The following is a 22,668-nucleotide window of genomic DNA, read 5'->3' as shown; positions in this document are numbered from 1 at the left end:
CTTCATTATCTCTATTGTATCTTTTTTAGCCAGCAATTTCTAGTTTTGAGTAACGATTTGGAATTTGCACATACTACATACTATAGGATGAATTTACATGACGATATGTTTAATAAGGAGAGGATCTTAGGGTGAACCATCAGCAGAGAAGAACAAAACGAACCAACCCGCTGCTTTTCGGTTTGGAAATTGGATTTTTTGCCGGATTATTCTGGGGAGGAATTCAGTGGGTTTTTTATATTTTTCATTTTACGGTGATTCCCACCGGGTTTATAGCAGAACCTTTTTTTAAACATTCTTTTATTTACTCACTAGCCGGACAATGGTTAGGATGGTTGTTTTTTATCGGATTTTCAATCCTTGCCGCTTTTCTGTACCTCATCATGTTTCGTAAATTTAGAGGACCGCTACCTGGATTGCTGTACGGTATCTTATGGTGGTTTCTCATTTTTGTCTGGCCGGGTCCGAATCTCGGTATGGTAAAGCCGATTACAGAGGTGACGTGGGACACGATTTACGCAGAATTTTGTTTGTTTTTATTGTGGGGATTATTTATCGGTTATTCAATAGCCATCGAGTATACGAATGAAAGGAAACGAGAGCCAAAAGTGGCATAAGGCTGCGATCAAAAAAACTTCTCAATCCCTTACTCATTGTGTTAAAATAGCAAATGGTTATCGGCAGGGAAGGTAGCGCGCAAGAATGAAGCTTTCTTCGGTTTGTGAGCTACATGTACTGCAGGCTTTCATGAAGGTACTATCGTTTTTTGCGCACGTTAGTGTTGGCACCAGAACTATAGCCCTATTTGCTGGATTCAGTCTACAGCTTTACATCGGACCTACAGGCCATGATATAACGATCTGGAGATTCATAGAGTGAGATAAGGAACTGGCTTGAAGGCGAAGAAAGAAGGTATAATCATGGAGAACAACCGCGTGATGAAACTACGTAAGGCTATGAAAGAACAGGGACTTGAAGCCATTTTGGTGACTAGCCCGATTAACAGACGGTATATTACCGGCTTCACTGGTTCAGCAGGTTACGTACTCGTAACGCTCCAAAAAGCGTATTTGCTTACTGATTTCCGTTATATGACACAGGCTCCGCAGCAAGCAAAAGCATTTACTGTTCTTGAACACACTGCGAAACCAATGGAAACAGTAAAGGATTTACTGATGGAAGAAGGAATTCAGTCTCTGGGATTTGAGAAGGATCTCATCACGTTCGCCACGTATGAGGCGTACACAGATCAACTAAAACCAGTAGAACTGGTTCCGGTGAGCGGACTTGTTGAAAAACTTCGGTTATATAAAGATGAGAACGAGATTGCGATCATGCAGCGTGCTGCAGATTTGGCGGATGCTGCTTTTGCTCATATCCTGACAGTCGTAAAACCTGGAATGACAGAACGCGAAGCAGACCTTGAACTTGAATTCTTTATGCGCAAGCATGGTGCAACATCTTCTTCCTTTGATACGATTGTAGCTTCTGGAATACGTTCAGCCATGCCCCACGGCGTTGCCAGCAATAAGGTAATTGAGAAAGGCGACTTTATTACTTTTGATTTTGGTGCACTATTAGATGGATATTGTTCAGATCTGACCCGAACAATCGCAGTCGGTACACCGGCAGCCAAATTAGTTGAGATTTACAATATTGTGCTGGAAGCTCAATTACATACTTTGGAGCAGATCAAGCCAGGTATGACAGGTCGGGAAGCAGATGCGCTAGCAAGAGATATAATTACGAAATATGGATATGGCGACTACTTCGGACACAGTACAGGGCATGGCCTTGGGATGGAAGTTCATGAGTCTCCTCGTTTATCCAAACTTAGTGATGATATTCTTGAACCTGGAATGGTTGTTACCGTTGAGCCAGGGATCTATCTTGCTGACATTGGAGGCGTACGGATTGAAGATGACGTCGTACTGACTGAATCTGGAATTTCAATTTTGACGCACTCTAAGAAAGAATTAATAACATTGTAATTATAATTAGGAGGGGTTTTTTAGTGATCTCAGTTAACGATTTTAAAACAGGTTTGACCGTTGAGGTTGACGGTGATATTTTTACAGTTCTTGATTTCCAACACGTTAAGCCAGGTAAAGGAGCGGCATTTGTTCGTTCTAAACTTAAAAACCTTCGTAATGGTAACACTGTAGAAAAAACATTCCGCGCTGGTGAAACGATCGGCCGTGCACAAATTGACAACCGTGGTGTTTCTTATCTGTATGCAAGTGGAGATGAGCATACGTTCATGGATAACGAAACTTACGATCAGTTCACACTTACTAGTGACCAACTGGAGTGGGAACTGAACTTCCTAAAAGAAAACATGAATGTAAACATCATCAGCTACAAAGGTGAAATTTTGGGAATTAACTTGCCAAACTCTGTAGAACTCAAAGTTATTGAGACAGAGCCAGGTATCAAAGGTAACACGGCAACAGGTGCTACTAAAAATGCAAAAGTAGAAACAGGTCTAAATGTACAAGTACCTTTGTTTATTAATGAAGGCGATGTTCTGATCATTGATACTCGCGAAGGTAAATACAGCTCTCGCGCATAATTAGATAACGTTCTGTCTACAAGAGATACGTGATTTACAAAGTCCTCTGCTAATCAGCAGGGGGCTTTTTGTATTTTAAAGAGGAAAAAGGAGGTTATCATGCCTTCTTCAATGATTTACAGTAAAAAAGGGTTACCAGTTTCCAAATTTCGTATTATACTGTTTAAAAGTAAGGTAAGCGTAACCTAGCTTATCGTCTATATATAAAGATGTTTATACTTGTAAGGGTAGGGAGTGAGATTGGTTTGTCTTTGTTTGTAATGAAATTCGGAGGAAGTTCTGTAGGTGATACAGAACGAATGCAGCGAGTAGCAAGACGCGTAGCCCAGAAACAAGATGAAGGACATCAATGTGTCGTTGTCGTCTCCGCTATGGGGGATACAACAGACGAACTCATTGACCAGGCAAAAATATTGAACGATAAGCTTCCTGCACGGGAAATGGATATGCTGCTCACAACGGGAGAGCAAATTTCAATCGCTTTACTATCGATGGCCATCCAAAGCCTAGGACGTGAGACCGTCTCCTATACAGGATGGCAAGCGGGATTCCGGACTGAACCGGTTCATGGAAAAGCACGAATAACGGATATACAGCCAGAACGTGTATTACGATCTTTAGAAGAAGGCAAAATCGTCATCGTTGCCGGATTCCAAGGTATATCCGAAGAAGGAGAAATTACGACACTCGGACGCGGAGGATCGGATACGACAGCCGTTGCACTTGCAGCTGCAATCAAAGCCGACGCTTGCGAAATATATACAGATGTTGACGGGGTTTATTCTACTGACCCGCGAATCGTTAAGGTTGCTCGTAAATTGAGTGAAATCTCGTATGATGAAATGCTGGAGCTTGCTCATTTGGGAACCGCTGTATTGCATCCGCGTGCAGTTGAATATGCGAAACATTCAAAAGTACCTTTAGTGGTTCGATCCAGCTTTACTTATAATGAAGGAACGGTAGTGAAGGAGGAAGCAGCATTGGAACAAGGCGTAGTGGTAAGCGGTATTGCCTACGATAAAAATGTAGCGCGTATCAGTATTTTGGGAGTTGAAGATATTCCAGGCGTGCTTGCAGGTATGTTTGGCGCGTTAGCAAGAGAACAAATTGATGTTGATATTATCGTGCAAAGCGGTATTAGTGATGGCAAAGCTGACTTCTCCTTTACGGTTACCCTAGATGATCGAGAGCGTGCTATTGAAGTGATTCAAGGAATGGAAAGCATTCTGCCATTCCGTGAAATTACATCAGAGGATGGGCTTGTGAAAATATCAATCGTCGGGGCAGGCATGGTCAGCCATCCAGGGGTTGCTGCTCAAATGTTTGAAGTTATTTCAAGCCAAGGTGTTAATATCAAAATGGTAAGTACATCAGAGATTAAAGTCTCCTGTGTAGTGGAAGGTACAAAACTGAATGAAGTCATTCGTGCACTGCATACAGCTTATAAACTCGATGCAGAAGTTCAAGCTTTTGTAGGCGGACCACAAGATCGAAGATAAATGACGGTAGTATATCGCAAAAGAGACTTACACGGTAAATAACGTGTAAGTCTCTTTTTTTGAATCCATTTCATAATACCTTTCGTTGCTTTAGTCAGGAGTATATATAGATCAAAATGGTTCTATTTGTCTATATATAGTTACATATTTATTGTTTTAATGAGTTATGAAATTGATTTATTCTTATATTATTTTTTTCTCTTTTGCCTTCCAGGGGACTAGAAAGTGGTCTTCCATAACAGGAACAAGGGTAAAAGCATTCTCCGTTAAACAATAATCCACATCTTTTTCATGACCTTGCTTTGTTAACCTCTTTGCCTCGTTGCTCTCTTTCAGCTTATTTCGAAGGTCTGCCTCACAGCCAAGGTAAGCTTGGTGAACAACCAACCCTAAATCATTAAGACGTACGGGCTGTACAGCTGATTGCTTTATATAATGAATGAGCATTCCAGCGCAAAGTGAATCCTCCATAGTTAACCTGTCCTGTTGACCTGCACAAAGAATAGCGATATCTAGATCAACCTCCGCTAGCACCTCTGCACAAGCTTTTACATTTAAAAAGGCTGCTGTGAAAATATAGGAAGCCTTTCCAGCTTTAATCAAAGCTCTAGTACCGCTTGTGGTGGTCATAATTCCTTTTCTTCCTTCTACTAATTCTTTTGTATATTCCAAAGGCGAGTTCCCCGCATCAAATCCAGCTATTTTTTTACAGAATCGTTCGCCGCCTAGAAACATACCTTCAAGCCCAAGCTGTTTAGCCTTTGGTACGGTTTCTACGGGCGTAATACAGATTGCCCCTTGAGCTAGAGCAGTAACAATGGTACTCGTTGTTCGAAATACATCGATAACCACTGCGCTGCGGTGAATCACATCTTCTGTGCGTATTTCACTGGCACTGGCAACAACATCGATACGCATAGGTGTACCTCCCTAACTTGTTTTTGCACTGTTTCTCTACATCATCCAACCTATCTATTCTTACTATATGCAGCGGGAGAAGGGCAGGTGCCTACCTCTTTTTTTTCTGTGGATATAAATAGAATCGTTTTTGCATATGTTCTAAGACAAACTTGCTTCAGGGAGGAACGCTGCATTGGATAAATATGTATTGTCGATGGCTATTTTACGTATCTTTTCAGGGTCAGCAGAATTGATTGCTGCCTTGCTTATGCTGAGATTTAATCAGGTCGAGAAAGCTCTTGCCGTGAATTCCGCCCTTGCTTTTGTTGGTCCGATGATCCTTATTCTAACCACATCTATTGGACTAGTAGGGATGGCAGACAAGCTTTCATTTGGTAAATTGGCGTGGGTACTTATGGGAGTTACTTGTCTCTTAATTGGTATTTTAAAAAAATGATAGATTCCCGTCATAAAAAACGTGTACAGGCATAAATATGGGGTATGACCAACAAAAACGGGCCCCCGGAAAGGGCCTTGAAAAAAGCCCTGATTTTCTAGGGAACGGGGGTGCCGGAACTTGAAATGGCTTGAGTTATTCCCAGAGTCGCTAAAAACACTGCTGATGCATCTTCCTAGACCGCTTCTAGAATCATTGGAGGAAGTTCGAATTCGTGAGGGAAGGCCTCTCGAAATTAACACAAATGGGGAGCACTATTTTGTAACCCGGCTTTCGAAGCCCACAAAAATACAGTCAGAAGCTTATTGTCCATCTAGGGAGGATACTCACCGATTCCTAGAAGTCATCAGTAATCATTCGCTCTACACGATGGAAGAAGAACTTCGGAAAGGTTTCATCACGATTCCAGGCGGACACCGGATTGGACTAGCTGGAAGAACGGTACTTAAAAATGGGAGAGTAGAACATTTAAGAGATATCAGTGGATTTAATGTTCGGATCGCCAAAGAGATTAACGGTGCAGCGGATCAGATTATTCCACATCTTGTAGACTACCGAACTTCACGAATCAAACATACGCTCATCGTTTCTTCTCCGCAGCAAGGGAAAACGACACTGCTTCGGGATATAGCCAGACAGATCAGCCATGGAAGCGAGAAAAGAAGAAGTTTCAAAGTGAGTATTGTGGACGAACGTTCCGAAATTGCCGGCAGTTATAAAGGCGTTCCTACTTTTGATGTTGGACCGCGAACAGATGTGATGGACGCTTGTCCGAAAGCCGAAGGGATGATGATGCTGCTGAGATCCATGTCACCCGAAGTGCTGATTGTCGATGAGATTGGCAGAGAAGAAGATGCAGAAGCGATAAAAGAGGCACTGAATGCCGGTATTTCCGTCATTGCAAGTGCACATGCAAGGGATATGGCTGACCTGAGCAAACGTCCATTTATTAAGGATTTAATTCAGGAAGAATTGTTTCAGATGTACGTTATGATTGATCGCTTCGGTAAAAAAGTGACGTACAGACTTGCAGATAGTAAAAACAGAACCTTACAGCAGCAAGGCATTACAAACGCAGGTGGCGCTCATGCTTAAACTCATAGGTGCTCTGATGATCATGCTTTCAGGAACTTTGCTAGGCATGTATAAGGCGAATCTTTTTGCTTCCCGACCCAAGCAGATTAGAGAGCTTGTTCTCATCTTCCAGCGTCTGCTGACGGAAATTAATTATAGTTATAGTCCGCTTGCTGATGCGCTTCATAAGATAGGATCGCAAGCGAGTAAACCGCTTGGACGTCTTTTCATAGCGGCTGCAGAGCATATGAACTCTCCTAAAGGGCATTCGGCAAGCGAAAGCTTTCACTATGCGGTAGACAAATACTGGAGCCAAACGGCTATGAAACAACCAGAGAAAGACGTGATCCTTCAGCTGAGTTTAAGTCTCGGGACAAGCGACAGAGAGGAACAAAACAAACATATTACGCTTGCCATCCAGCAATTAAATCATGAAGAAATCACGGCTCGGGAAGATCAACTGAAGTACGAAAAGATGAGCCGCAGTCTTGGTCTTCTGGTCGGGGCGCTGATCGTCATTCTGATCTTATAGTGAGGTGCCAGAGTAAATGAATTTAGAAGTGAATGCGATCTTTCAAATCGCAGGTATCGGCATTATCATCGCCATGATTCATACGGTACTAAAGCAAATGGGAAAAGAAGATATGGCGCACTGGGTCACGTTAATAGGCTTTGTGGTGGTCTTGTTCATGGTAGTGCGAATGCTCGACAATTTGCTCCAGGAGATTAAATCTATTTTCCTTTTTCATTAAATAGAGCCTTATCTAAACAGGTGATTAGAAATGGAAATCATTCAAATCGTAGGACTTGGACTCATAGCGACCATCTTGATTCTTATAGTCAAAGAACAAAAGCCGCTGTTTGCATTTTTGATTGCAACAACAGCAGGGATCCTAATCTTCATGTTTGTTATCGGCAAAATTGGTGCTGTGCTCCAGGTACTCGAGAGGATGGCCCAATCCTCCGGAATGGATGAGATCCATTTAAAAACAATACTGAAAATTATCGGTATTGCCTACATTGCAGAGTTTGGCGCACAAATTGTAAGGGATGCGGGACAAGAAAGCATTGCATCCAAAATTGAACTTGCCGGCAAAGTGCTGATTCTGGTACTGGCTGTACCCATTATCAGCATTATTATTGAAACAGTGATGAAGCTGCTGCCGGTATAAAGAGGTGGAGGAAGTAAGATGTGATGAAAAATTCCAGTGGATCCCGCAATCAGATCGTGATTGTCACACTGATGTTGTGTTTTTTCTTTGCACTTGCAAACCAGGTTTTTGCGGACTCCCCTGTAACCGACTGGGCCAATAAGCAAGTTGAACAACTGCCGACAGAGCAGGTGGAAAGGTACTGGCAGTCTCTCATCGATGAATACGGAGGGTTTTTTCCTGAAGGCAAGCTGCCCTCATTTATGGACATGCTGATGCCCGGCGGAGAATCACTAAGTATAAAAAATATGTTTGGAGCAATAGGCCAGTATTTGTTACATGAAGTTCTATTCAATGCAAAGCTGCTCGTTACGATCATTATGCTGAACATCTTAAGTATGATTTTAGAGACTCTTCAAACAGCCTTCGAAAAAAGTACGATAAGTAAAGTGGCTTACGCCATTTGTTATATGGTGATTATCGTCATTTCGATTAACAGCTTCAGTGTCGCCATTGGTTATGCCGAAGAAGCGATCGATCGGATGATTAATTTTATGCTCGCTATGATTCCTCTGCTGTTTGCCTTACTTGCATCTATGGGGAACATCGTAACCGTCAGTGTTACACATCCGCTTATCGTATTTATGATTCACACGATCGGCGTACTGATCTATAAGATCGTATTTCCGCTTTTATTTTTCTCAGCTGTTCTGCATTTAGTCAGTTCTTTAACGGACAAGTACAAGCTGACACAGCTTGCAAACCTGCTTAGACTCATTGGAATTGGAGTACTGGGGGTCGTTCTAACGATTTTTTTAGGCGTTATCTCTGTTCAAGGGGCGACAAGTTCGGTTACTGATGGAGTTACGATTCGGGCAGCAAAGTATGTATCAGGCAATTTTGTTCCCGTCGTCGGCAAAGTTCTTGCAGATGCAACGGATACGGTGATAACCGCATCCTTGTTAGTTAAAAATTCGATTGGACTTGCGGGAGTCATTATTATTTTATTCTTATGTGCATTCCCGGCTCTCAAGATTTTGACTCTCGCTTTTATATATAATCTCGCAGCAGCCTTAATGCAGCCCCTCGGCGATACACCGATCGTGGGATGTCTGCAGGCAATTGGCAAAAGTTTAATTTATGTCTTCGCTGCGCTCGCAGCGGTCAGTCTCATGTTCTTTCTTGCGATAACGATCATGCTGACAGCTGGGAATATGACGGTAATGTTGAGGTGAGCAAAATGAGGGGAATGACGATTTAGAGGTACCCTTCGGTCAGAGAAACGCGATAAGTAGAGGATGTAAAAATGTACAAAACGGAGGTGGATACAGTGGAATGGCTGAGCGGATGGCTGCGAGAACTGATACTGGTCGTTTTACTGGCTACCTTTGTGGATATGCTGCTTCCCAATCGATCTATGGAGCGGTATGTCAAGCTTGTACTGAGTTTGCTTATACTCCTGACATTAATCACCCCCTTAATCAATCTGCTAAGCAGTGATCCTGATGCAAGGCTTAAGGAAGCACTTAGGGACTGGACGAAAGACGGGGGACAGATCCAGGCCATGACGCTGGACGACATCCTGGACGAAGGGGAAAAGCTCCATAAGCAACAAGATCTGAAAGCCAAAGAGTGGGCAGCTAAAGAAGTAGCAGATCAAATTAAAGAGCAAATCGAAAGAGAAACGGAGCTTCCGGTTGAATCGGTCAGCGTTATCCTTGGAACTGAGAAAAAAACGGACAAGAGTGCTGAACTAACCTCCATCACCAGTGTGAAAGTCACGATGGGACAAAGTAATGAAGATAGACAAATAACGATGAGTTCAGAGAACGGGCCGATAGAAATTACTCCTGTGGATCAGAATCCCATTTCCGTCCGAATATCTGATCTTACGAATGAAGAGGCTGCACCGAAAGAGAGGCCATATGATTCAGGAGAGGAAGCCGTCTCTGTTATGACAGGAACAGAAGCTGATCAGATCATGTCTTTGATTGAAGGACAGTGGCAGGTTGATGCCAAACACATTGTTATTTTGAAACCGGAAAGAAACAGGGAACTGTAACGAAATAAATGGGAAGGAGCAGTTGAAATGGGAAAACTGAGAAACAGCTTAAATAAATGGATCGGGTCGTCTGATGAAGGAACAACGAAACGAACGCAAACCTTCCGGTGGTTAATTATTGTCGGCTTGATCGGTGTAGCTATTATCATCATTAGTTCTTTCATTAATGTGAAAGAGATCGATACAGAGAACGTGGGGAGAGAGCCGCCGCTGGATAATAGTGTACAATCTGCTTTTGGTGCTGCAGAAGGTGAGATGACCCCTTTTGATACTACTGAGCATGCATTTGAATCCAAAATTAAAGGGATACTCGAACAAATTGTAGGCGTGGGAACAGTGGATGTCATGGTTACCATTGATTCTACAGAAGAGATTGTGGTCGAGAGGAACCGGCAGGATACGCAGCAAAATACGGAGGAAACAGATGCAAATGGCGGAAAGCGCAGTATAACTCAGTACACAAGAGACGGGGAAATTGTTACCTATGATATTTCAGGAGACCAATCACCGATTATTACTAAGAAGATCAAACCTCAAATCCGCGGTGTACTCGTCGTTGCAAAAGGGGCCGAGAATAAAATTGTTAAAGATCTCATAACAGAAGCTGTCGAAAAAGGACTAAACGTTGAATCCTATCGAATATCGGTTGTACCAAGGAAACAAGAGTAGATTCCACACCTGTAGGTGGGAGATGTAGTTAATTTAAATCATTTTGGGAGGAATAAAACAATGACGAATAAAAGACAAACGATATGGCTCGTATCGATGCTGAGTCTAATGGTCGTACTTTCTGCTTACTATCTGTTTACAGAAGATACGGGGACATCTAACCAGGTCGCAGAAACAGAGCAAATCAAAGGCACGCCTAGTGATGCACAGGAAGCTTCCGCAACGAATCCGCTGGATGGACTTGTTATGAACGAAGTCGTTACAGAGGGTCTTGTAACAGGGGAACAAACAGATGAGACAGGGGCTCCCGCTGCACCTGATGCAGTAGTCGAAGAAGAAGTATCCTCGGAAAAAACGGATGCAGCAAAAACCGATGAAGAAGTACTGAAAGAAATGGAAGCTCAAAACACCTCCGCTTCTGCTGCTAATATATTTGAGAACTACCAATGGGAGCGTACAGCTGAGAATTCCAGAATAGAAAGTGAACTGCTTGCAGCAGCAGGCGATAACAGTAAAACACCAGAAGAGAATGCAAAAGCAGTGGAACAATTGCGTATACTAGAAGAGAAAAATTCGAAAATTACAGGAATTGAAGAGCAACTTTCTCAGCAATACGCAAATGCGATTGTAGAAGAGGATAACGACCAATATAAAGTGGTTGTAATCAGCGAAAAACTCGAAGCAAAAGATGCGGTTACGATCGTTGATATGGTCATTAATGAGCTTGATGTAACACAAGATAAAGTTCGAGTACAGTATGTAAAAGAATAACAGTGTACTCACTTTTAGGGAAGAGACCCGGGGACAACGTTTCCGGGCTCTTTCCATTTTTAATGATTGTGATATAATACATAACGTTATCACTGTCCGAGTGAAGATGGCAGTATGCCGAAGGAGTGACTATAATTCATGTTTAAATTAAATGAAATTAAAGAATTAATAAAGCTGATTGATGAGACTTCTGTACAAGAGGTTGAAATTGAAAACGAAGGTTCCAAACTGACAATACGCAAGCCAGGTCCGACTGAATATGTACAAGCACCAGTAAACGTAAGTGCATATCCGCCTGTAACTCAGATGATGCAGCCTAGCCATACACCATCTGTAAGTAACGCGCCTGGAAATCAAGCAGCGCCTGTTCAGGAAACATCTGAGAAGACAGAATCCAATTTACATAAGATTGTTTCACCTATGGTGGGTACATTTTATTCCTCACCGTCGCCTGAAGCAGCAGCTTTTGTAAGTCCAGGCAGCAAAGTGACGGAGAAAACAACCGTATGTATTGTAGAAGCAATGAAACTCATGAACGAGATTGAAGCTGACGTTAAAGGCGAGATCGTTGAGATCCTCGTACAGAATGGTCAACTCGTTGAGTACGGTCAACCGTTGTTCTTGGTTAAATCGGAGTAATCTCCTATTGGTGAACCACTCTGTAATACGGTTTCATTAGAGTAAAGCTCCAAAGGAGGATGTATAAATGAATTTTCAAAAAATATTGATTGCCAACCGTGGCGAGATTGCTGTTCGGATTATTCGTGCTTGTAAAGAACTAGGCATCTCAACGGTAGCTGTCTATTCAGAGGCAGACCGAGATGCGCTGCATGTACGTCTTGCAGATGAAGCATACTGCATCGGCCCTGTTCTCTCTAAAGAGAGTTATCTTAATATTACAAATATAATGAGTGTTGCAACTCTTACAGAATGTGATGCCATTCATCCCGGCTATGGTTTTTTAGCTGAAAATGCTGATTTTGCAGAAATCTGTGAGTCTTGCAACATTTCTTTTATTGGCCCATCAGCTGATGCTATTACCAAAATGGGAGACAAAGCGGTTGCAAAACAGACGATGAGAGATGCAGGGGTGCCTGTTATTCCTGGATCGGATGGACTCGTTGAGAATTTGGATGAGGCAGTTATGATTGCTCGCGATATCGGCTATCCTATTATTATTAAAGCCACTGCCGGCGGCGGAGGGAAAGGGATTCGCATCGCAGAGGATGAAGAATCTCTGATCAAACAAATCACTGCGGCCCAGCAGGAAGCACAAAAAGCATTCGGGAATGCTGGCGTTTATCTCGAAAAATTCTTAACAGGTATGAAACACGTAGAAATTCAGATCATTGCCGACAAGCATGGTAACGCGGTTCACTTAGGAGAAAGAGACTGCTCCATTCAGCGCAGAAGACAAAAGCTGATTGAAGAAGCACCTTGTCCGATCATAAGCGAAGAAACGCGGAAAAGTATGGGAGATGCTGCGGTACGTGCTGCCCTGGCTGTAAACTATGCGGGAGCAGGAACTCTTGAATTTTTGCTCAGCCCTGACGGGGATTTCTACTTCATGGAAATGAATACCCGTATTCAGGTAGAACATCCTGTTACAGAAATGGTGACAGGTGTGGACCTCATCAAAGAAATGATTTCTGTCATTGAAGGGAATCCGTTGTCCTTTACTCAGGAAGACATTACGATTAACGGCTGGTCCATGGAATGCCGTATTAACGCAGAAGACCCTAGCCGTAATTTCATGCCTGCTCCAGGCAAAATTAATTTCTATCTGCCTCCTGGAGGTCCGGGAGTAAGGGTAGACAGCGCTGCCTACCAAGGTTATAACATTCCGCCGTATTATGACTCTATGATTGCAAAACTAATTGTATGGGCTCCTACACGGGATGAGGCGGTTAGCAAAATGAAACGCGCGCTTTCTGAGTTTGCGGTAGAAGGTATTCCTACTACGATCCCATTCCATATGAGATTGCTTGAGCATCCGGTGTTTGGCAAAGGCGATTTTGATATTAAATTTTTGGAAGAAAACGAAATTTAATTGTCATAATAAGCTTGTTTGTCATAATGTCCAGCGAATGCTATAGTATGAATAATAAGTACGCGTGTCTTCTTGTAGTCGTAAGGAAACTTAAACTTTGAGAGGTGTGTTGATATCATGAGCACATTGCCGACGGAATTTGAAAGAACTGAGATTGGTGAGATTCAGATTGCACCAGAAGTGATTGAAGTCATCGCGGGTCTAGCAACCGTTGAAGTCAGCGGTGTAGCAGGAATGAGCGGTGGCTTTGCTGGCGGCTTTGCTGAACTGCTTGGTCGTAAAAATTTGTCCAAGGGTGTAAAAGTCGAGGTTGGTCAACGCGAGGCTGCTGTTGACGTCTCTGTAATCATCGAATATGGAAATCGTATTCCTGATGTTGCTTCTTCCATCCAGCAAAATGTGAAACGCTCCATTGAGAACATGACAGGATTAACGGTTGTGGAAGTCAATGTGCAGGTACATGATGTTCAGTTCAAAACAGCTGAAATTGTGAATGACCCGGCTGAGCTGACTCCACAGCGTGTGAAATAAAATAGTTGACCTAAACCCCCGGTGATTGCACCAGGGGTTTAGTCCTTCCTTTTTGATTGGATGTAAGATTTTTTATTTGTTGATTGAGGAGGTTATTCTGTTCGTGGCTAAAATACTGGACAGGCTTTTGCTGTTTATTTACAGTTTAAGTGTTGGCATTATATCTGTACTGATAATCCTCCTTTTAAGCGGTCTTATTCCTGATCTTGCTCAGAGACAGTATGATGAAATGACAACCATTATTGTTATTTCAGTTGCCGCTGTTCTGTTCTTACTTAGTATGCGGTTCTTCTATATTTCTGTTCGCAGAGACCAAGGTTCGCTACCCTCTGTTGATCAGCGGACAGAGTATGGTGATGTCCAGATTTCGATGGAAACAATCGAAAATCTCTGTTTGAAGGCCTCATCTAAATTCCGAAGTGTTCGTGATGTGAAGTCTCGTATCCATGTTACGGAAGCGGGCCTTGAGATTACAATTCGTGCGATCGTTGATGGAGAAAGTTCAATTCCTCAGCTGACAACAGAATTACAAAAAGCAATTCATGACTATGTACAAGAAATTACAGGAATCCCGGTATCACATGTATCGGTATATATTGCTAATCTTGTGCAATCACCGAACTATAAGAGCCGAGTAGAATAGAGGTGACTCACGGATGCCGTGGAAAGAAATCTGGGAGAGTCATAGAGGTCGGATTATTGGAGTTGCCGGAGGGTTATTTTTCGGTATCGTTTATTTGATGTTTGGATTTTGGGATATGTTGTTCTTTGCACTCGTGGTATTTATCGGATATACGCTTGGCAGAAGAAAAGATGAGAGCTTACCCCTTGTTGTTCCTTGGAGGAACTGGGTGGGCTATCTATCTGAACGCTGGCGTCCATTCAAATAAGACCTGTGATATGCTATTTTTGCCAAAAAGAGCTGCAGTTTCTTCATGTCCATTTTTGGGAAAAGATTAGCATAACGCAGGTTTTTTTGTGTGAAGAATAAGGATAATAGGTTATGTATATGAGAAAGAAGCAGGAGGCAGGAAATGAAAAGACGTTTGGCGAGGGAATTTGTAGTACAAAGTTTGTATTCTATGGAAATGAACGCTGTGGAGGCTGAACAAGCTGTAAATATGCTGTTTAAGGAAGCAGCGGAAGATAATGAAGGAGAAGTTGAGGTTAAGAGTGAAGAGGCAATGCGTGCATACGTACTTGAGCATGTTCGCGGCGTATGGGAAACTAAAGATGCACTCGACAAACTTCTTGTCGATTATCTGAAAGGCTGGCAAGTGAGCCGTTTATCCAGAGTCGATCGTCAAATTCTGAGATTGGCAGCTTATGAGATGTTGTATCGTGAAGATGTACCAGCAAAAGTATCCGTTAACGAGGCGATTGAGTTGTCCAAACATTTTGGTACAATTGAATCTGGTAAATTTGTTAATGGAGTACTCGGAAAAATGATCCAGGATATTGATACTTTAAAATCAAACCTCTAGTCAAATCAAGGGAGAGAAGAGACATGACGGCAACGATTATTAGCGGAAAACAGGTATCTGAAGAGATTCGTAAAGGAATAACAGAAGAAGTGGCACAGCTAAAAGGACAAGGTATTGTCCCAGGGCTTGCTGTAGTTCTTGTTGGAGAAGACCCGGCTTCACAAGTTTATGTACGCAATAAGGAGAAAGCGTGTCATGATCTTGGTTTCTATTCTGAAGTACATCGCCTTTCTGCAGATACGTCTGAAGAAGAGCTTCTAGCATTAGTTGATCGATTGAACCGTCAGATGAGTATTAATGGAATTCTGGTGCAATTGCCTTTACCAGGGCATATTGACGAGAAAAAAGTGATAAATGCAATTTCGGTGGATAAAGATGTTGATGGATTCCACCCTGTAAATGTTGGTAATTTGGTGATTGGAGACGACAGTTTGCTTCCTTGTACACCAGCAGGAGTTATTGAACTGATTAAGCGTACGGGGCTCGAAATTAGCGGGAAACATGCAGTTGTTATTGGTCGCAGTAACATTGTAGGTAAACCGGTATCTCTGCTTCTACAGCGCGAAAATGCTACAGTGACCATGTGTCATTCTCGTACAGCAAATATGCAGGAACTTGCAAAACAAGCAGACATCCTGGTTGTGGCTATCGGCCGTGCTAACTTCATCGATGCAAGTTATATTAAAGAAGGTGCGGTTGTCATCGACGTAGGCATGAATCGTCTAGATTCTGGTAAACTTGCAGGCGACGTTGATTTTGAAAGTGCAAAAGAAGTATCGGGTGCAATTACTCCTGTTCCTGGCGGAGTGGGACCGATGACAATTACGATGCTCATGCAAAATACGCTGCTTTCTGCAAAACGTGCTCATGGTTTGAATTAAAAAGGGGTGTTCTGATGGCAGAACAGCGAATTTATTCTATAAAAGATATCAATCGTTATATTCGGATGAAGATGGATTCAGATAACCTGTTGTCAAATGTATGGATTCGCGGGGAAATATCGAATTTCACGCATCATTCGAGCGGTCATATGTACTTCACCCTGAAAGATGAAGGAAGCAGAATTAAGTCGATTATGTTTGCAACACATAATCGGCGTCTTCCTTTCATTCCGAAGGAAGGAGCGAGAGTCATCGCTCAAGGGAATATCACCGTATTTGAACGAGATGGACAATATCAATTTTATGCAACCCAAATGCAGCCTGACGGGATCGGCAGTCTGTATTTGGCTTATGAACAATTAAAAAAGAAATTAGAACAGGAAGGTTTGTTTGCTGCTCAGCGCAAACGTCCTTTGCCACGATATCCAAAAACGATTGGCGTAATCACCTCACCGACTGGTGCAGCAGTGAGAGATATTATTACCACCATCACTCGCCGCTATCCACTTGCTGAGGTTATTTTATATCCTGTGGTTGTACAAGGGAAGACAGCTGCGCCATCGATCGTTAGAGCGCTTCGAGCGGTGAATCAAATGGCAGAAGCAGATGTGGTTATTGTGGGCCGCGGAGGCGGTTCTTTAGAGGAACTGTGGGCATTTAATGAGGAAATCGTCGCAAGAGCGATTACAGACTCTGAAATTCCGGTCATCTCTGCGGTAGGTCATGAAACCGATTTTACAATTGCTGATTTTGCTGCAGATGTTCGTGCAGCTACCCCAACAGCCGCGGCAGAACTTGCCGTTCCGCACCAGTTGGAACTTAAGGACCAAGTTGATGTAATGAAGCGCAGACTAAAGCAAAGTTTGATGATGAGAGCAAGACATGGAAGAGAACGTCTAAATCAGTTATCCCGTTCATCCGTGCTGGTGAACCCAAGCCGGTCTCTGATTCAGCATACAGAACGATTAGATCAGCTGACCATGAGACTCTCGCGATCTACAGATTCTAAGCTGCGCTTTGCACGTGAGAAACAAGAACGGATGAAGATCTCTTTGTCCAGATTTAATCCTTCAGACCAAGTTGCCGCTGCGCAGAAGCAGGTTATACAAAACCGGAGACAGCTCGAAGCAGCAATGCGAATTCAAATAAAAGAAACACGTCAGAAGCTAGGATCAAATCTTAGACATCTAGATGCGTTAAGTCCACTAAAGGTAATGTCGAGAGGCTATAGCCTTGTCTATAATGAGGACGAAAAACAGCTTGTGAAATCTACCAATGATGTAATGCCAGGTGATGTAATTAAGATCAAGCTGAGTGATGGCGGACTCTCCTGTGAAGTGCGGGAAATAAAGGAGGATGATAAGAATGACAAATGAAACGGAACTCAGTTTTGAAGCAGCGATGGCTGAACTTGAAGAAGTGGTTAACCAGCTTGAACGAGGAGATGTCCCTTTGGAACAAGCAATTGAGCTGTTCCAGCGTGGAATGAAGCTGTCTCAGCTCTGTAACCATAAGCTTGAGCAAGTAGAGCGCAAAATTGAGATAATAGTAGAAGAAGACGGAGCTTACCGCAAACAAGCATTTGGCGGCATGGAAGAAGAGGGCGGTGTCTCTCTGTGACGAGACCTTCCGTAGAGCTCTATATCCAGAACATCGCTGACCTGCTCATGAATGAACTTGAGCAGGTTATACCAGCGGATTGGGATGTACCAACCCATTTAAAAGAATCGATGATGTACTCGCTGATGGCGGGTGGAAAAAGACTGCGCCCTGTCCTCGTGCTTGCAGCTACAGAAGCCTTTGGAGTAGACCGCAAAGCGGCCTTACCGGTAGCGGCTGCTGTAGAAATGGTGCATACGTATTCACTTATTCATGATGATCTTCCTGCAATGGATAATGATGATTATCGCAGAGGAAGACTCACGAATCATAAAGTGTACGGAGAAGCCATGGCAATCCTTGCAGGCGATGCACTGCTAACGCATGCTTTTTACAGTATCATTCAGTCGGGTAGAAAGTATGGTATCCCTGCAGATCGTCTACTTGATATTGTGGAAGATCTATCTGAGTATGCGGGTGCCCGCGGAATGGTCGGCGGTCAAGTTGCAGATATGGAAGGTGAGCAAGGAATGACCTCTATGTCTCAATTAGAATATATTCATCTTCACAAAACCGGAGATTTGATGATTTTCTCACTTGTAGCGGGAGGTCGCATCGCGGGAGCAAACGAAGAACAACTTGATGCTTTACGTATCTTTGGACGAGATTTGGGTCTTGCGTTCCAGATACAGGACGATATTCTTGATCTAATCGGTGATGAACAGAAACTCGGCAAGAAAACACAGAGTGATGTTGCTCAGCAGAAGGTAACCTATCCATACTTCATCGGGATGGAAGAATCCGTAGCTGAAGTGAAACGTCTCACAGAGTCGGCTAAGGATGCACTTATCCAAGGGGGAATTCCTGACCCAACGCGCCTATTTGAAATAGCAGATTATCTCATGAAACGAGATCATTAATCGAAAAAAACGCCTAAATACATGATCGGAAAATGACGAAATTTATGATTTAGGTTGTGATGTGATATAATGGGGACTATGTTTGGAGATACTTATCAAAAATTTATGAAGGAAAGCGGGGATTTCACGTGCTGCTTCCACAAATTAAGGAACCTAACGATCTGAAATCATTGTCTGTGGATGAACTAGTCTCTCTATCAGAAGAAATACGTCAATTTCTCATTGAGAAGCTATCGTACACAGGGGGGCATCTGGCGCCGAATTTGGGAGTGGTAGAGCTCACGGTTGCCCTGCATTACTGCTATAACAGTCCAAAAGATAAAATGATATATGATGTTGGTCATCAGTCCTATGTTCATAAGGTACTTACAGGCCGTATGGATCGTTTTGATACGCTTCGCAAATATAAGGGAATGTCCGGATTTGTGAAACGAAATGAAAGTGAGCATGACGTCTGGGAAGCCGGTCACAGCAGTACTTCGTTGTCAGCTGCCATGGGAATGGCATATGCGAGAGACCTAAAAGGCGAAGACAATAAAGTGATTGCGATTATTGGTGACGGAGCACTAACCGGCGGTATGGCTTTTGAAGCGCTGAATCACATTGGTCATGAACAGAAGAAAATGATGGTTATTCTCAATGATAATGAAATGTCTATAGCACCTAATGTCGGGGCTATGCATAATTATTTGAGTAAAATTCGCTCAGATCGCCATTATTTGAAAGCTAAAGATGAAGTTGAATATCTTCTGAATAAAATTCCTGCCATTGGCGGCAGATTAGCTAAATCGGCTGGATGGCTCAAAGACAGTTTTAAATATATGATGGTACCCGGTGTTCTCTTTGAAGAACTTGGTTTTACTTATCTTGGACCTGTGGATGGTCATGATCTGCCGAAACTTATAGAGACATTCAAACAAGCGGATAATGTAAATGGACCGGTTCTCGTCCATGCAGTAACCACCAAAGGTAAAGGTTATAAACCGGCGGAAGCCGATTCTGTAAAATGGCATGGTATTTCCCCATATAAGATTGAATCAGGACAAGTACTGAAATCAGTGGGAAATCCGATGTATACGGATATTTTTGGTCAAACTTTAATTGAACTTGCAAAACAGGATGAACGAATTGTTGCTGTCACTCCTGCCATGCCGGGCGGTTCAGGTCTCATTCCATTTAGTAAAGAGTTCCCTGACCGGATGGTCGATGTAGGAATTGCAGAACAACATGCGGCAACGATGTGTGCATCGCTTGCAATGGAAGGCCTGAAACCTGTATTTGCTGTGTATTCAACCTTTATGCAAAGAGCATATGATCAAATCGTACATGATATTTGCCGGCATAATGCGAACGTCATGTTTGCTATTGACCGTGCCGGTTTTGTAGGCCCAGATGGAGAGACGCACCAAGGTGTATATGATGTGGCGTTTATGCGTCATATACCGAATATTGTAATCATGATGCCTAAGGATGAGAATGAGCTCAGACATATGATGAAGACGGCTCTCGAATATAATGACGGACCGATTGCTTACCGTTATCCTAGACTTAATGTTGTCGGTGTTCCGATGGATCAGGAACTGAAGACGATTCCAATTGGTTCATGGGAGACAGTAAGACAAGGTGAGAAATATAGCATTATTTCCGCTGGTCCTATGATTCAAGTGGCGGAAGAAGCTGCGGAAATGCTGAAACGCGACGGCATGCAGGTAAGTGTAATTAATGCCCGATTCTTCAAACCACTGGATCATGAGCTCTTAATGGAGCTGGCTCAGAATGATACGAAGATGATTGTACTTGAAGAAGCTTGTGAAGCAGGCAGCCTTGGTAGCAGCATACTTGAATTTTTCTCTGAAAAAGGAATGTATGAAGCAAAGGTTCACCTTATGGGGATTCCAGATTTGTTTGTTGAACACGGCAGTGTGAAGGAACAACGGGAAGAGGTCGGTCTTACGGCAGAATCCGTGTGTGAGGAAATGCGCAAGCTGAAGTTACAATATGCTTATGATCTTCCAAAGACAAGTCTGCCTTCCTGAGCCCATCACTTAAATATTTTGGAACAGGAGAAACTCATGTCAGTCCCTAAAGAACGAATTGATATATTATTAGTAGAACAAGGTTTTTATGCAAGCCGTGAAAAAGCAAAAGCCGCGATTATGGCCGGGCTTGTTCTGGCTGATGAAGAGCGGATTGAGAAACCAGGAATGAAAGTTCCAAGGGAGTCCGTCATAAAGGTAAAAGGTGCAGTTCATCCTTATGTGGGTCGCGGAGGTTTGAAGCTGGAAAAAGCAATCAAACATTTCCATCTGAACATGGAAGGAAGAACAATGCTCGATATTGGTTCGTCCACTGGGGGATTCACCGATTGTGCATTGCAGCATGGCGCTGCTCATGTGTATGCAATTGATGTAGGTTATAATCAGCTGGATTGGTCATTACGTAATGATCCCCGGGTAACGGTCATGGAAAGAACCAATTTCAGATATGTAACTCCTGAAGATCTCACAGGCCCCGTACCGGATGTGGCGAGTATTGATGTATCTTTTATATCTTTAAAAATCATTCTTCCTCCGCTTGTGAACCTGCTTAAACAACCAGCGGATATTGCTGCATTGATCAAGCCCCAGTTTGAGGCTGGTCGTGAGAAGGTTCCTAAAACGGGTGTTATACGAGAGCCTAAAGTGCATGCAGAAGTGCTGCATTCCATTATCGCCTATGGGAAGGAACTTGGCCTTGAACTCCAGGATCTCACCTTCTCTCCAATAACAGGAGGCGAAGGGAATATTGAGTTTCTTGCTCACTGGAGATTAAATCCTCCTGAGATGAGGACAGAATCATCCATGGATACAGATGCTTTGATACAGTCTACGGTGAAACAAGCATCGAATACGTTTACCTGAAACTCATCTTCGGATGAGTTTCTTTTACTGATAAGGGATACGAACCGGTTACCCCATACAGGAAATTGAACCTAAGTTCACGAATATTTTCTGTAGAGGTGGTTGCATGGAAGGCCAATATGACAAAGTGGTTATCGTTTTTTTTGGTTTAATCGTGTTGATCTGGATAGTATATGGTGTACGTAAATGGCTTCAAGACCCTGCACCTGAACATATGCCTGAACTTTTGTTAAACGAAGAAATTCAGGAACATCCAGCTCTTTATATTTTAGAAAGAGAAGGATACGAAGTTATTGGGGGGAAATTAAAGGTTCCGCTTTCTTTTCAGGTGAATCAAAATACGCTCTACAGCAGATTATTTATTGATTATGTAGCCGAAAAGGAAGACGAGGTTTATATTGTTAAAATATCCAAGAGCCGCATGAAGGTAGAATGGACAGGATCAGGGGTTAGAGATCGAATGCTCCTGTATCTTTTGCTCTATCCAGCATGTGATGGACTGCTCTATGTGGATACAGAAGAGGAAACAATTAAGCGTATAACCTTACTGGATGAAGATGATTATTTGTATGATCCAGGGGATGAGTAAACAGGAATAATAATGAGCACGACAATTGGAGGCATGTATGAAAGGGCAACGACATATAAAAATTCGTGAAATTATCAGTCAAAATGATATAGAAACACAGGATGAACTGGTGGAGGCACTGCGTAAGTCTGGATATCAAGTAACCCAAGCTACGGTCTCAAGAGATATTAAGGAGCTTCTTCTTATCAAGGTACCTACAGAAGATGGCAGGTATAAATACTCTTTACCAACAGATCAAAGATATAATCCGGGACAAAAATTAAAACGCGCTTTAGTTGATAACTTCCTCAGTATCGATCACACGACGAATCTTGTGGTTATGAAGTTCCTTCCCGGTACAGCAAATTCCGTAGCAGCGCTTCTTGATAACATTGAATGGCCGGAAATCATGGGAACCATCAGCGGAGATGATACCATTCTTGTGATTTGCCGAACAGAAGAAAACAGTAAGTCATTTATTAATCAAATCATGGGATATATTTCGTAAAATATAATAAAAAAGTGAGCGAACATACGTTTCTTTTTCGGAGAAAATAGTGTAAAGTATAAACGAAGATGA

General features: G+C 42.7%; 28 protein-coding genes. 27 read left to right on the top strand and 1 reads right to left on the bottom strand.

Features of this window, described 5'->3' with window-relative positions; genetic code table 11:
- The first annotated feature begins 131 nt into the window (after positions 1-131).
- From QPK24_RS16825 to QPK24_RS16810, 4 genes are all read left to right on the top strand, one after another.
- On the top strand, positions 132-617 hold the full coding sequence (locus QPK24_RS16825; protein WP_285743110.1) for a YqhR family membrane protein: 486 nt from the start codon (positions 132-134) through the stop codon (positions 615-617).
- Positions 618-920: 303 nt separating this feature from the next.
- Positions 921-1,991: a M24 family metallopeptidase gene (locus tag QPK24_RS16820; protein ID WP_285743108.1), complete on the top strand. Its 1,071-nt coding sequence runs from the start codon at positions 921-923 to the stop codon at positions 1,989-1,991.
- Between the two features lie 23 nt (positions 1,992-2,014).
- Entirely contained in the window at positions 2,015-2,572 is a 558-nt protein-coding gene (efp, locus tag QPK24_RS16815; RefSeq protein ID WP_160033467.1) for an elongation factor P, read from the top strand.
- Positions 2,573-2,817: 245 nt separating this feature from the next.
- Positions 2,818-4,071: an aspartate kinase gene (locus QPK24_RS16810; protein WP_285743105.1), complete on the top strand. Its 1,254-nt coding sequence runs from the start codon at positions 2,818-2,820 to the stop codon at positions 4,069-4,071.
- Positions 4,072-4,254: 183 nt separating this feature from the next.
- Here QPK24_RS16810 and QPK24_RS16805 read toward each other — a convergent pair whose 3' ends face one another.
- Positions 4,255-4,989, bottom strand: a complete 735-nt coding sequence (locus QPK24_RS16805; RefSeq protein WP_285743103.1) for a 2-phosphosulfolactate phosphatase — start codon at positions 4,987-4,989, stop codon at positions 4,255-4,257.
- Positions 4,990-5,164: 175 nt separating this feature from the next.
- Here QPK24_RS16805 and QPK24_RS16800 point away from each other — a divergent pair, with 175 nt between their 5' ends.
- The 23 genes from QPK24_RS16800 to ahrC all read left to right on the top strand — a co-directional run bounded on the left by QPK24_RS16800 (position 5,165) and on the right by ahrC (position 22,596).
- Positions 5,165-5,428, top strand: a complete 264-nt coding sequence (locus QPK24_RS16800) for a YqhV family protein (protein WP_407082923.1) — start codon at positions 5,165-5,167, stop codon at positions 5,426-5,428.
- Positions 5,429-5,548: 120 nt separating this feature from the next.
- Positions 5,549-6,523: a stage III sporulation protein AA gene (spoIIIAA, locus tag QPK24_RS16795; protein ID WP_285743101.1), complete on the top strand. Its 975-nt coding sequence runs from the start codon at positions 5,549-5,551 to the stop codon at positions 6,521-6,523.
- Complete coding sequence (gene spoIIIAB, locus QPK24_RS16790; RefSeq protein ID WP_285743098.1) at positions 6,516-7,034, top strand: stage III sporulation protein SpoIIIAB; 519 nt, start codon at positions 6,516-6,518, stop codon at positions 7,032-7,034. The genes spoIIIAA and spoIIIAB overlap by 8 nt, the downstream gene beginning before the upstream one ends.
- Before the next feature lie 16 nt (positions 7,035-7,050).
- Positions 7,051-7,254 carry a stage III sporulation protein AC gene (spoIIIAC, locus tag QPK24_RS16785; protein WP_160033459.1) on the top strand — a complete coding sequence of 68 codons (204 nt, stop codon included), beginning with the start codon at positions 7,051-7,053 and terminating at the stop codon, positions 7,252-7,254.
- A gap of 30 nt (positions 7,255-7,284) precedes the next feature.
- Complete coding sequence (gene spoIIIAD, locus QPK24_RS16780; RefSeq protein ID WP_160033457.1) at positions 7,285-7,674, top strand: stage III sporulation protein AD; 390 nt, start codon at positions 7,285-7,287, stop codon at positions 7,672-7,674.
- Positions 7,675-7,697: 23 nt separating this feature from the next.
- Positions 7,698-8,888 carry a stage III sporulation protein AE gene (gene spoIIIAE / locus QPK24_RS16775; RefSeq protein WP_285749381.1) on the top strand — a complete coding sequence of 397 codons (1,191 nt, stop codon included), beginning with the start codon at positions 7,698-7,700 and terminating at the stop codon, positions 8,886-8,888.
- Positions 8,889-8,959: 71 nt separating this feature from the next.
- Positions 8,960-9,715 (top strand): stage III sporulation protein AF, encoded by a 756-nt coding sequence (spoIIIAF, locus tag QPK24_RS16770; RefSeq protein WP_285743095.1) that lies wholly within the window; start codon positions 8,960-8,962, stop codon positions 9,713-9,715.
- Positions 9,716-9,742: 27 nt separating this feature from the next.
- Positions 9,743-10,384 carry a stage III sporulation protein AG gene (gene spoIIIAG, locus QPK24_RS16765; protein WP_285743093.1) on the top strand — a complete coding sequence of 214 codons (642 nt, stop codon included), beginning with the start codon at positions 9,743-9,745 and terminating at the stop codon, positions 10,382-10,384.
- A gap of 60 nt (positions 10,385-10,444) precedes the next feature.
- Positions 10,445-11,155, top strand: coding sequence for a SpoIIIAH-like family protein (locus QPK24_RS16760; protein ID WP_285743091.1), 711 nt, complete (start codon positions 10,445-10,447; stop codon positions 11,153-11,155).
- A gap of 138 nt (positions 11,156-11,293) precedes the next feature.
- Positions 11,294-11,794 (top strand): acetyl-CoA carboxylase biotin carboxyl carrier protein, encoded by a 501-nt coding sequence (gene accB, locus QPK24_RS16755; protein WP_285743089.1) that lies wholly within the window; start codon positions 11,294-11,296, stop codon positions 11,792-11,794.
- Positions 11,795-11,861: 67 nt separating this feature from the next.
- The gene (gene accC, locus QPK24_RS16750) at positions 11,862-13,205 is read left to right on the top strand and encodes an acetyl-CoA carboxylase biotin carboxylase subunit (RefSeq protein WP_285743087.1); all 1,344 of its coding nucleotides are present in this window, start codon (positions 11,862-11,864) and stop codon (positions 13,203-13,205) included.
- A 117-nt stretch (positions 13,206-13,322) separates the two neighbouring features.
- Positions 13,323-13,736, top strand: coding sequence for an Asp23/Gls24 family envelope stress response protein (locus tag QPK24_RS16745; RefSeq protein ID WP_160033445.1), 414 nt, complete (start codon positions 13,323-13,325; stop codon positions 13,734-13,736).
- A 103-nt stretch (positions 13,737-13,839) separates the two neighbouring features.
- Positions 13,840-14,379, top strand: coding sequence for an alkaline shock response membrane anchor protein AmaP (gene amaP / locus QPK24_RS16740; protein WP_285743084.1), 540 nt, complete (start codon positions 13,840-13,842; stop codon positions 14,377-14,379).
- Between the two features lie 13 nt (positions 14,380-14,392).
- Positions 14,393-14,626, top strand: a complete 234-nt coding sequence (locus QPK24_RS16735) for a DUF2273 domain-containing protein (RefSeq protein ID WP_285743082.1) — start codon at positions 14,393-14,395, stop codon at positions 14,624-14,626.
- A 144-nt stretch (positions 14,627-14,770) separates the two neighbouring features.
- The gene (gene nusB / locus QPK24_RS16730) at positions 14,771-15,220 is read left to right on the top strand and encodes a transcription antitermination factor NusB (RefSeq protein WP_285743080.1); all 450 of its coding nucleotides are present in this window, start codon (positions 14,771-14,773) and stop codon (positions 15,218-15,220) included.
- Positions 15,221-15,243: 23 nt separating this feature from the next.
- A complete protein-coding gene (folD, locus tag QPK24_RS16725) occupies positions 15,244-16,101 on the top strand; it encodes a bifunctional methylenetetrahydrofolate dehydrogenase/methenyltetrahydrofolate cyclohydrolase FolD (protein ID WP_160033437.1) in 858 nt (285 codons plus the stop codon).
- A gap of 14 nt (positions 16,102-16,115) precedes the next feature.
- Positions 16,116-17,477, top strand: a complete 1,362-nt coding sequence (xseA, locus tag QPK24_RS16720; RefSeq protein WP_285743076.1) for an exodeoxyribonuclease VII large subunit — start codon at positions 16,116-16,118, stop codon at positions 17,475-17,477.
- Positions 17,467-17,721, top strand: a complete 255-nt coding sequence (gene xseB / locus QPK24_RS16715) for an exodeoxyribonuclease VII small subunit (protein ID WP_285743073.1) — start codon at positions 17,467-17,469, stop codon at positions 17,719-17,721. Before xseA ends, xseB begins: the two co-directional genes overlap by 11 nt.
- A complete protein-coding gene (locus QPK24_RS16710; protein ID WP_407082922.1) occupies positions 17,718-18,620 on the top strand; it encodes a polyprenyl synthetase family protein in 903 nt (300 codons plus the stop codon). The genes xseB and QPK24_RS16710 overlap by 4 nt, the downstream gene beginning before the upstream one ends.
- A gap of 128 nt (positions 18,621-18,748) precedes the next feature.
- The gene (gene dxs / locus QPK24_RS16705) at positions 18,749-20,656 is read left to right on the top strand and encodes a 1-deoxy-D-xylulose-5-phosphate synthase (protein ID WP_285743071.1); all 1,908 of its coding nucleotides are present in this window, start codon (positions 18,749-18,751) and stop codon (positions 20,654-20,656) included.
- 36 nt (positions 20,657-20,692) lie between these two features.
- The gene (locus QPK24_RS16700) at positions 20,693-21,520 is read left to right on the top strand and encodes a TlyA family RNA methyltransferase (RefSeq protein WP_285743069.1); all 828 of its coding nucleotides are present in this window, start codon (positions 20,693-20,695) and stop codon (positions 21,518-21,520) included.
- 106 nt (positions 21,521-21,626) lie between these two features.
- Positions 21,627-22,109 carry a hypothetical protein gene (locus QPK24_RS16695; RefSeq protein WP_285743067.1) on the top strand — a complete coding sequence of 161 codons (483 nt, stop codon included), beginning with the start codon at positions 21,627-21,629 and terminating at the stop codon, positions 22,107-22,109.
- Positions 22,110-22,146: 37 nt separating this feature from the next.
- Positions 22,147-22,596: a transcriptional regulator AhrC/ArgR gene (gene ahrC / locus QPK24_RS16690; protein WP_160033425.1), complete on the top strand. Its 450-nt coding sequence runs from the start codon at positions 22,147-22,149 to the stop codon at positions 22,594-22,596.
- Positions 22,597-22,668: the final 72 nt, after the last annotated feature.

Source organism: Paenibacillus polygoni, from assembly GCF_030263935.1.
GTDB lineage: Bacteria > Bacillota > Bacilli > Paenibacillales > Paenibacillaceae > Paenibacillus > Paenibacillus polygoni.
Note: the sequence above shows the minus strand (reverse complement) of the source record. Positions and strands in the feature narration are given on the sequence as shown.

What these genes read in the sequence shown, in the direction of transcription:
- QPK24_RS16820 (WP_285743108.1), top strand. Translation starts at nt 921, where the DNA reads ATGGAGAACAACCGCGTGATGAAACTACGTAAGGCTATGAAAGAACAG.
- QPK24_RS16805 (WP_285743103.1), bottom strand. Translation starts at nt 4,989, where the DNA reads ATGCGTATCGATGTTGTTGCCAGTGCCAGTGAAATACGCACAGAAGAT.
- spoIIIAB (WP_285743098.1), top strand. Translation starts at nt 6,516, where the DNA reads ATGCTTAAACTCATAGGTGCTCTGATGATCATGCTTTCAGGAACTTTG.
- spoIIIAC (WP_160033459.1), top strand. Translation starts at nt 7,051, where the DNA reads ATGAATTTAGAAGTGAATGCGATCTTTCAAATCGCAGGTATCGGCATT.
- spoIIIAD (WP_160033457.1), top strand. Translation starts at nt 7,285, where the DNA reads ATGGAAATCATTCAAATCGTAGGACTTGGACTCATAGCGACCATCTTG.
- spoIIIAE (WP_285749381.1), top strand. Translation starts at nt 7,698, where the DNA reads ATGAAAAATTCCAGTGGATCCCGCAATCAGATCGTGATTGTCACACTG.
- spoIIIAF (WP_285743095.1), top strand. Translation starts at nt 8,960, where the DNA reads ATGTACAAAACGGAGGTGGATACAGTGGAATGGCTGAGCGGATGGCTG.
- spoIIIAG (WP_285743093.1), top strand. Translation starts at nt 9,743, where the DNA reads ATGGGAAAACTGAGAAACAGCTTAAATAAATGGATCGGGTCGTCTGAT.
- QPK24_RS16760 (WP_285743091.1), top strand. Translation starts at nt 10,445, where the DNA reads ATGACGAATAAAAGACAAACGATATGGCTCGTATCGATGCTGAGTCTA.
- accB (WP_285743089.1), top strand. Translation starts at nt 11,294, where the DNA reads ATGTTTAAATTAAATGAAATTAAAGAATTAATAAAGCTGATTGATGAG.
- accC (WP_285743087.1), top strand. Translation starts at nt 11,862, where the DNA reads ATGAATTTTCAAAAAATATTGATTGCCAACCGTGGCGAGATTGCTGTT.
- QPK24_RS16745 (WP_160033445.1), top strand. Translation starts at nt 13,323, where the DNA reads ATGAGCACATTGCCGACGGAATTTGAAAGAACTGAGATTGGTGAGATT.
- QPK24_RS16735 (WP_285743082.1), top strand. Translation starts at nt 14,393, where the DNA reads ATGCCGTGGAAAGAAATCTGGGAGAGTCATAGAGGTCGGATTATTGGA.
- nusB (WP_285743080.1), top strand. Translation starts at nt 14,771, where the DNA reads ATGAAAAGACGTTTGGCGAGGGAATTTGTAGTACAAAGTTTGTATTCT.
- folD (WP_160033437.1), top strand. Translation starts at nt 15,244, where the DNA reads ATGACGGCAACGATTATTAGCGGAAAACAGGTATCTGAAGAGATTCGT.
- xseA (WP_285743076.1), top strand. Translation starts at nt 16,116, where the DNA reads ATGGCAGAACAGCGAATTTATTCTATAAAAGATATCAATCGTTATATT.
- xseB (WP_285743073.1), top strand. Translation starts at nt 17,467, where the DNA reads ATGACAAATGAAACGGAACTCAGTTTTGAAGCAGCGATGGCTGAACTT.
- QPK24_RS16700 (WP_285743069.1), top strand. Translation starts at nt 20,693, where the DNA reads ATGTCAGTCCCTAAAGAACGAATTGATATATTATTAGTAGAACAAGGT.
- QPK24_RS16695 (WP_285743067.1), top strand. Translation starts at nt 21,627, where the DNA reads ATGGAAGGCCAATATGACAAAGTGGTTATCGTTTTTTTTGGTTTAATC.
- ahrC (WP_160033425.1), top strand. Translation starts at nt 22,147, where the DNA reads ATGAAAGGGCAACGACATATAAAAATTCGTGAAATTATCAGTCAAAAT.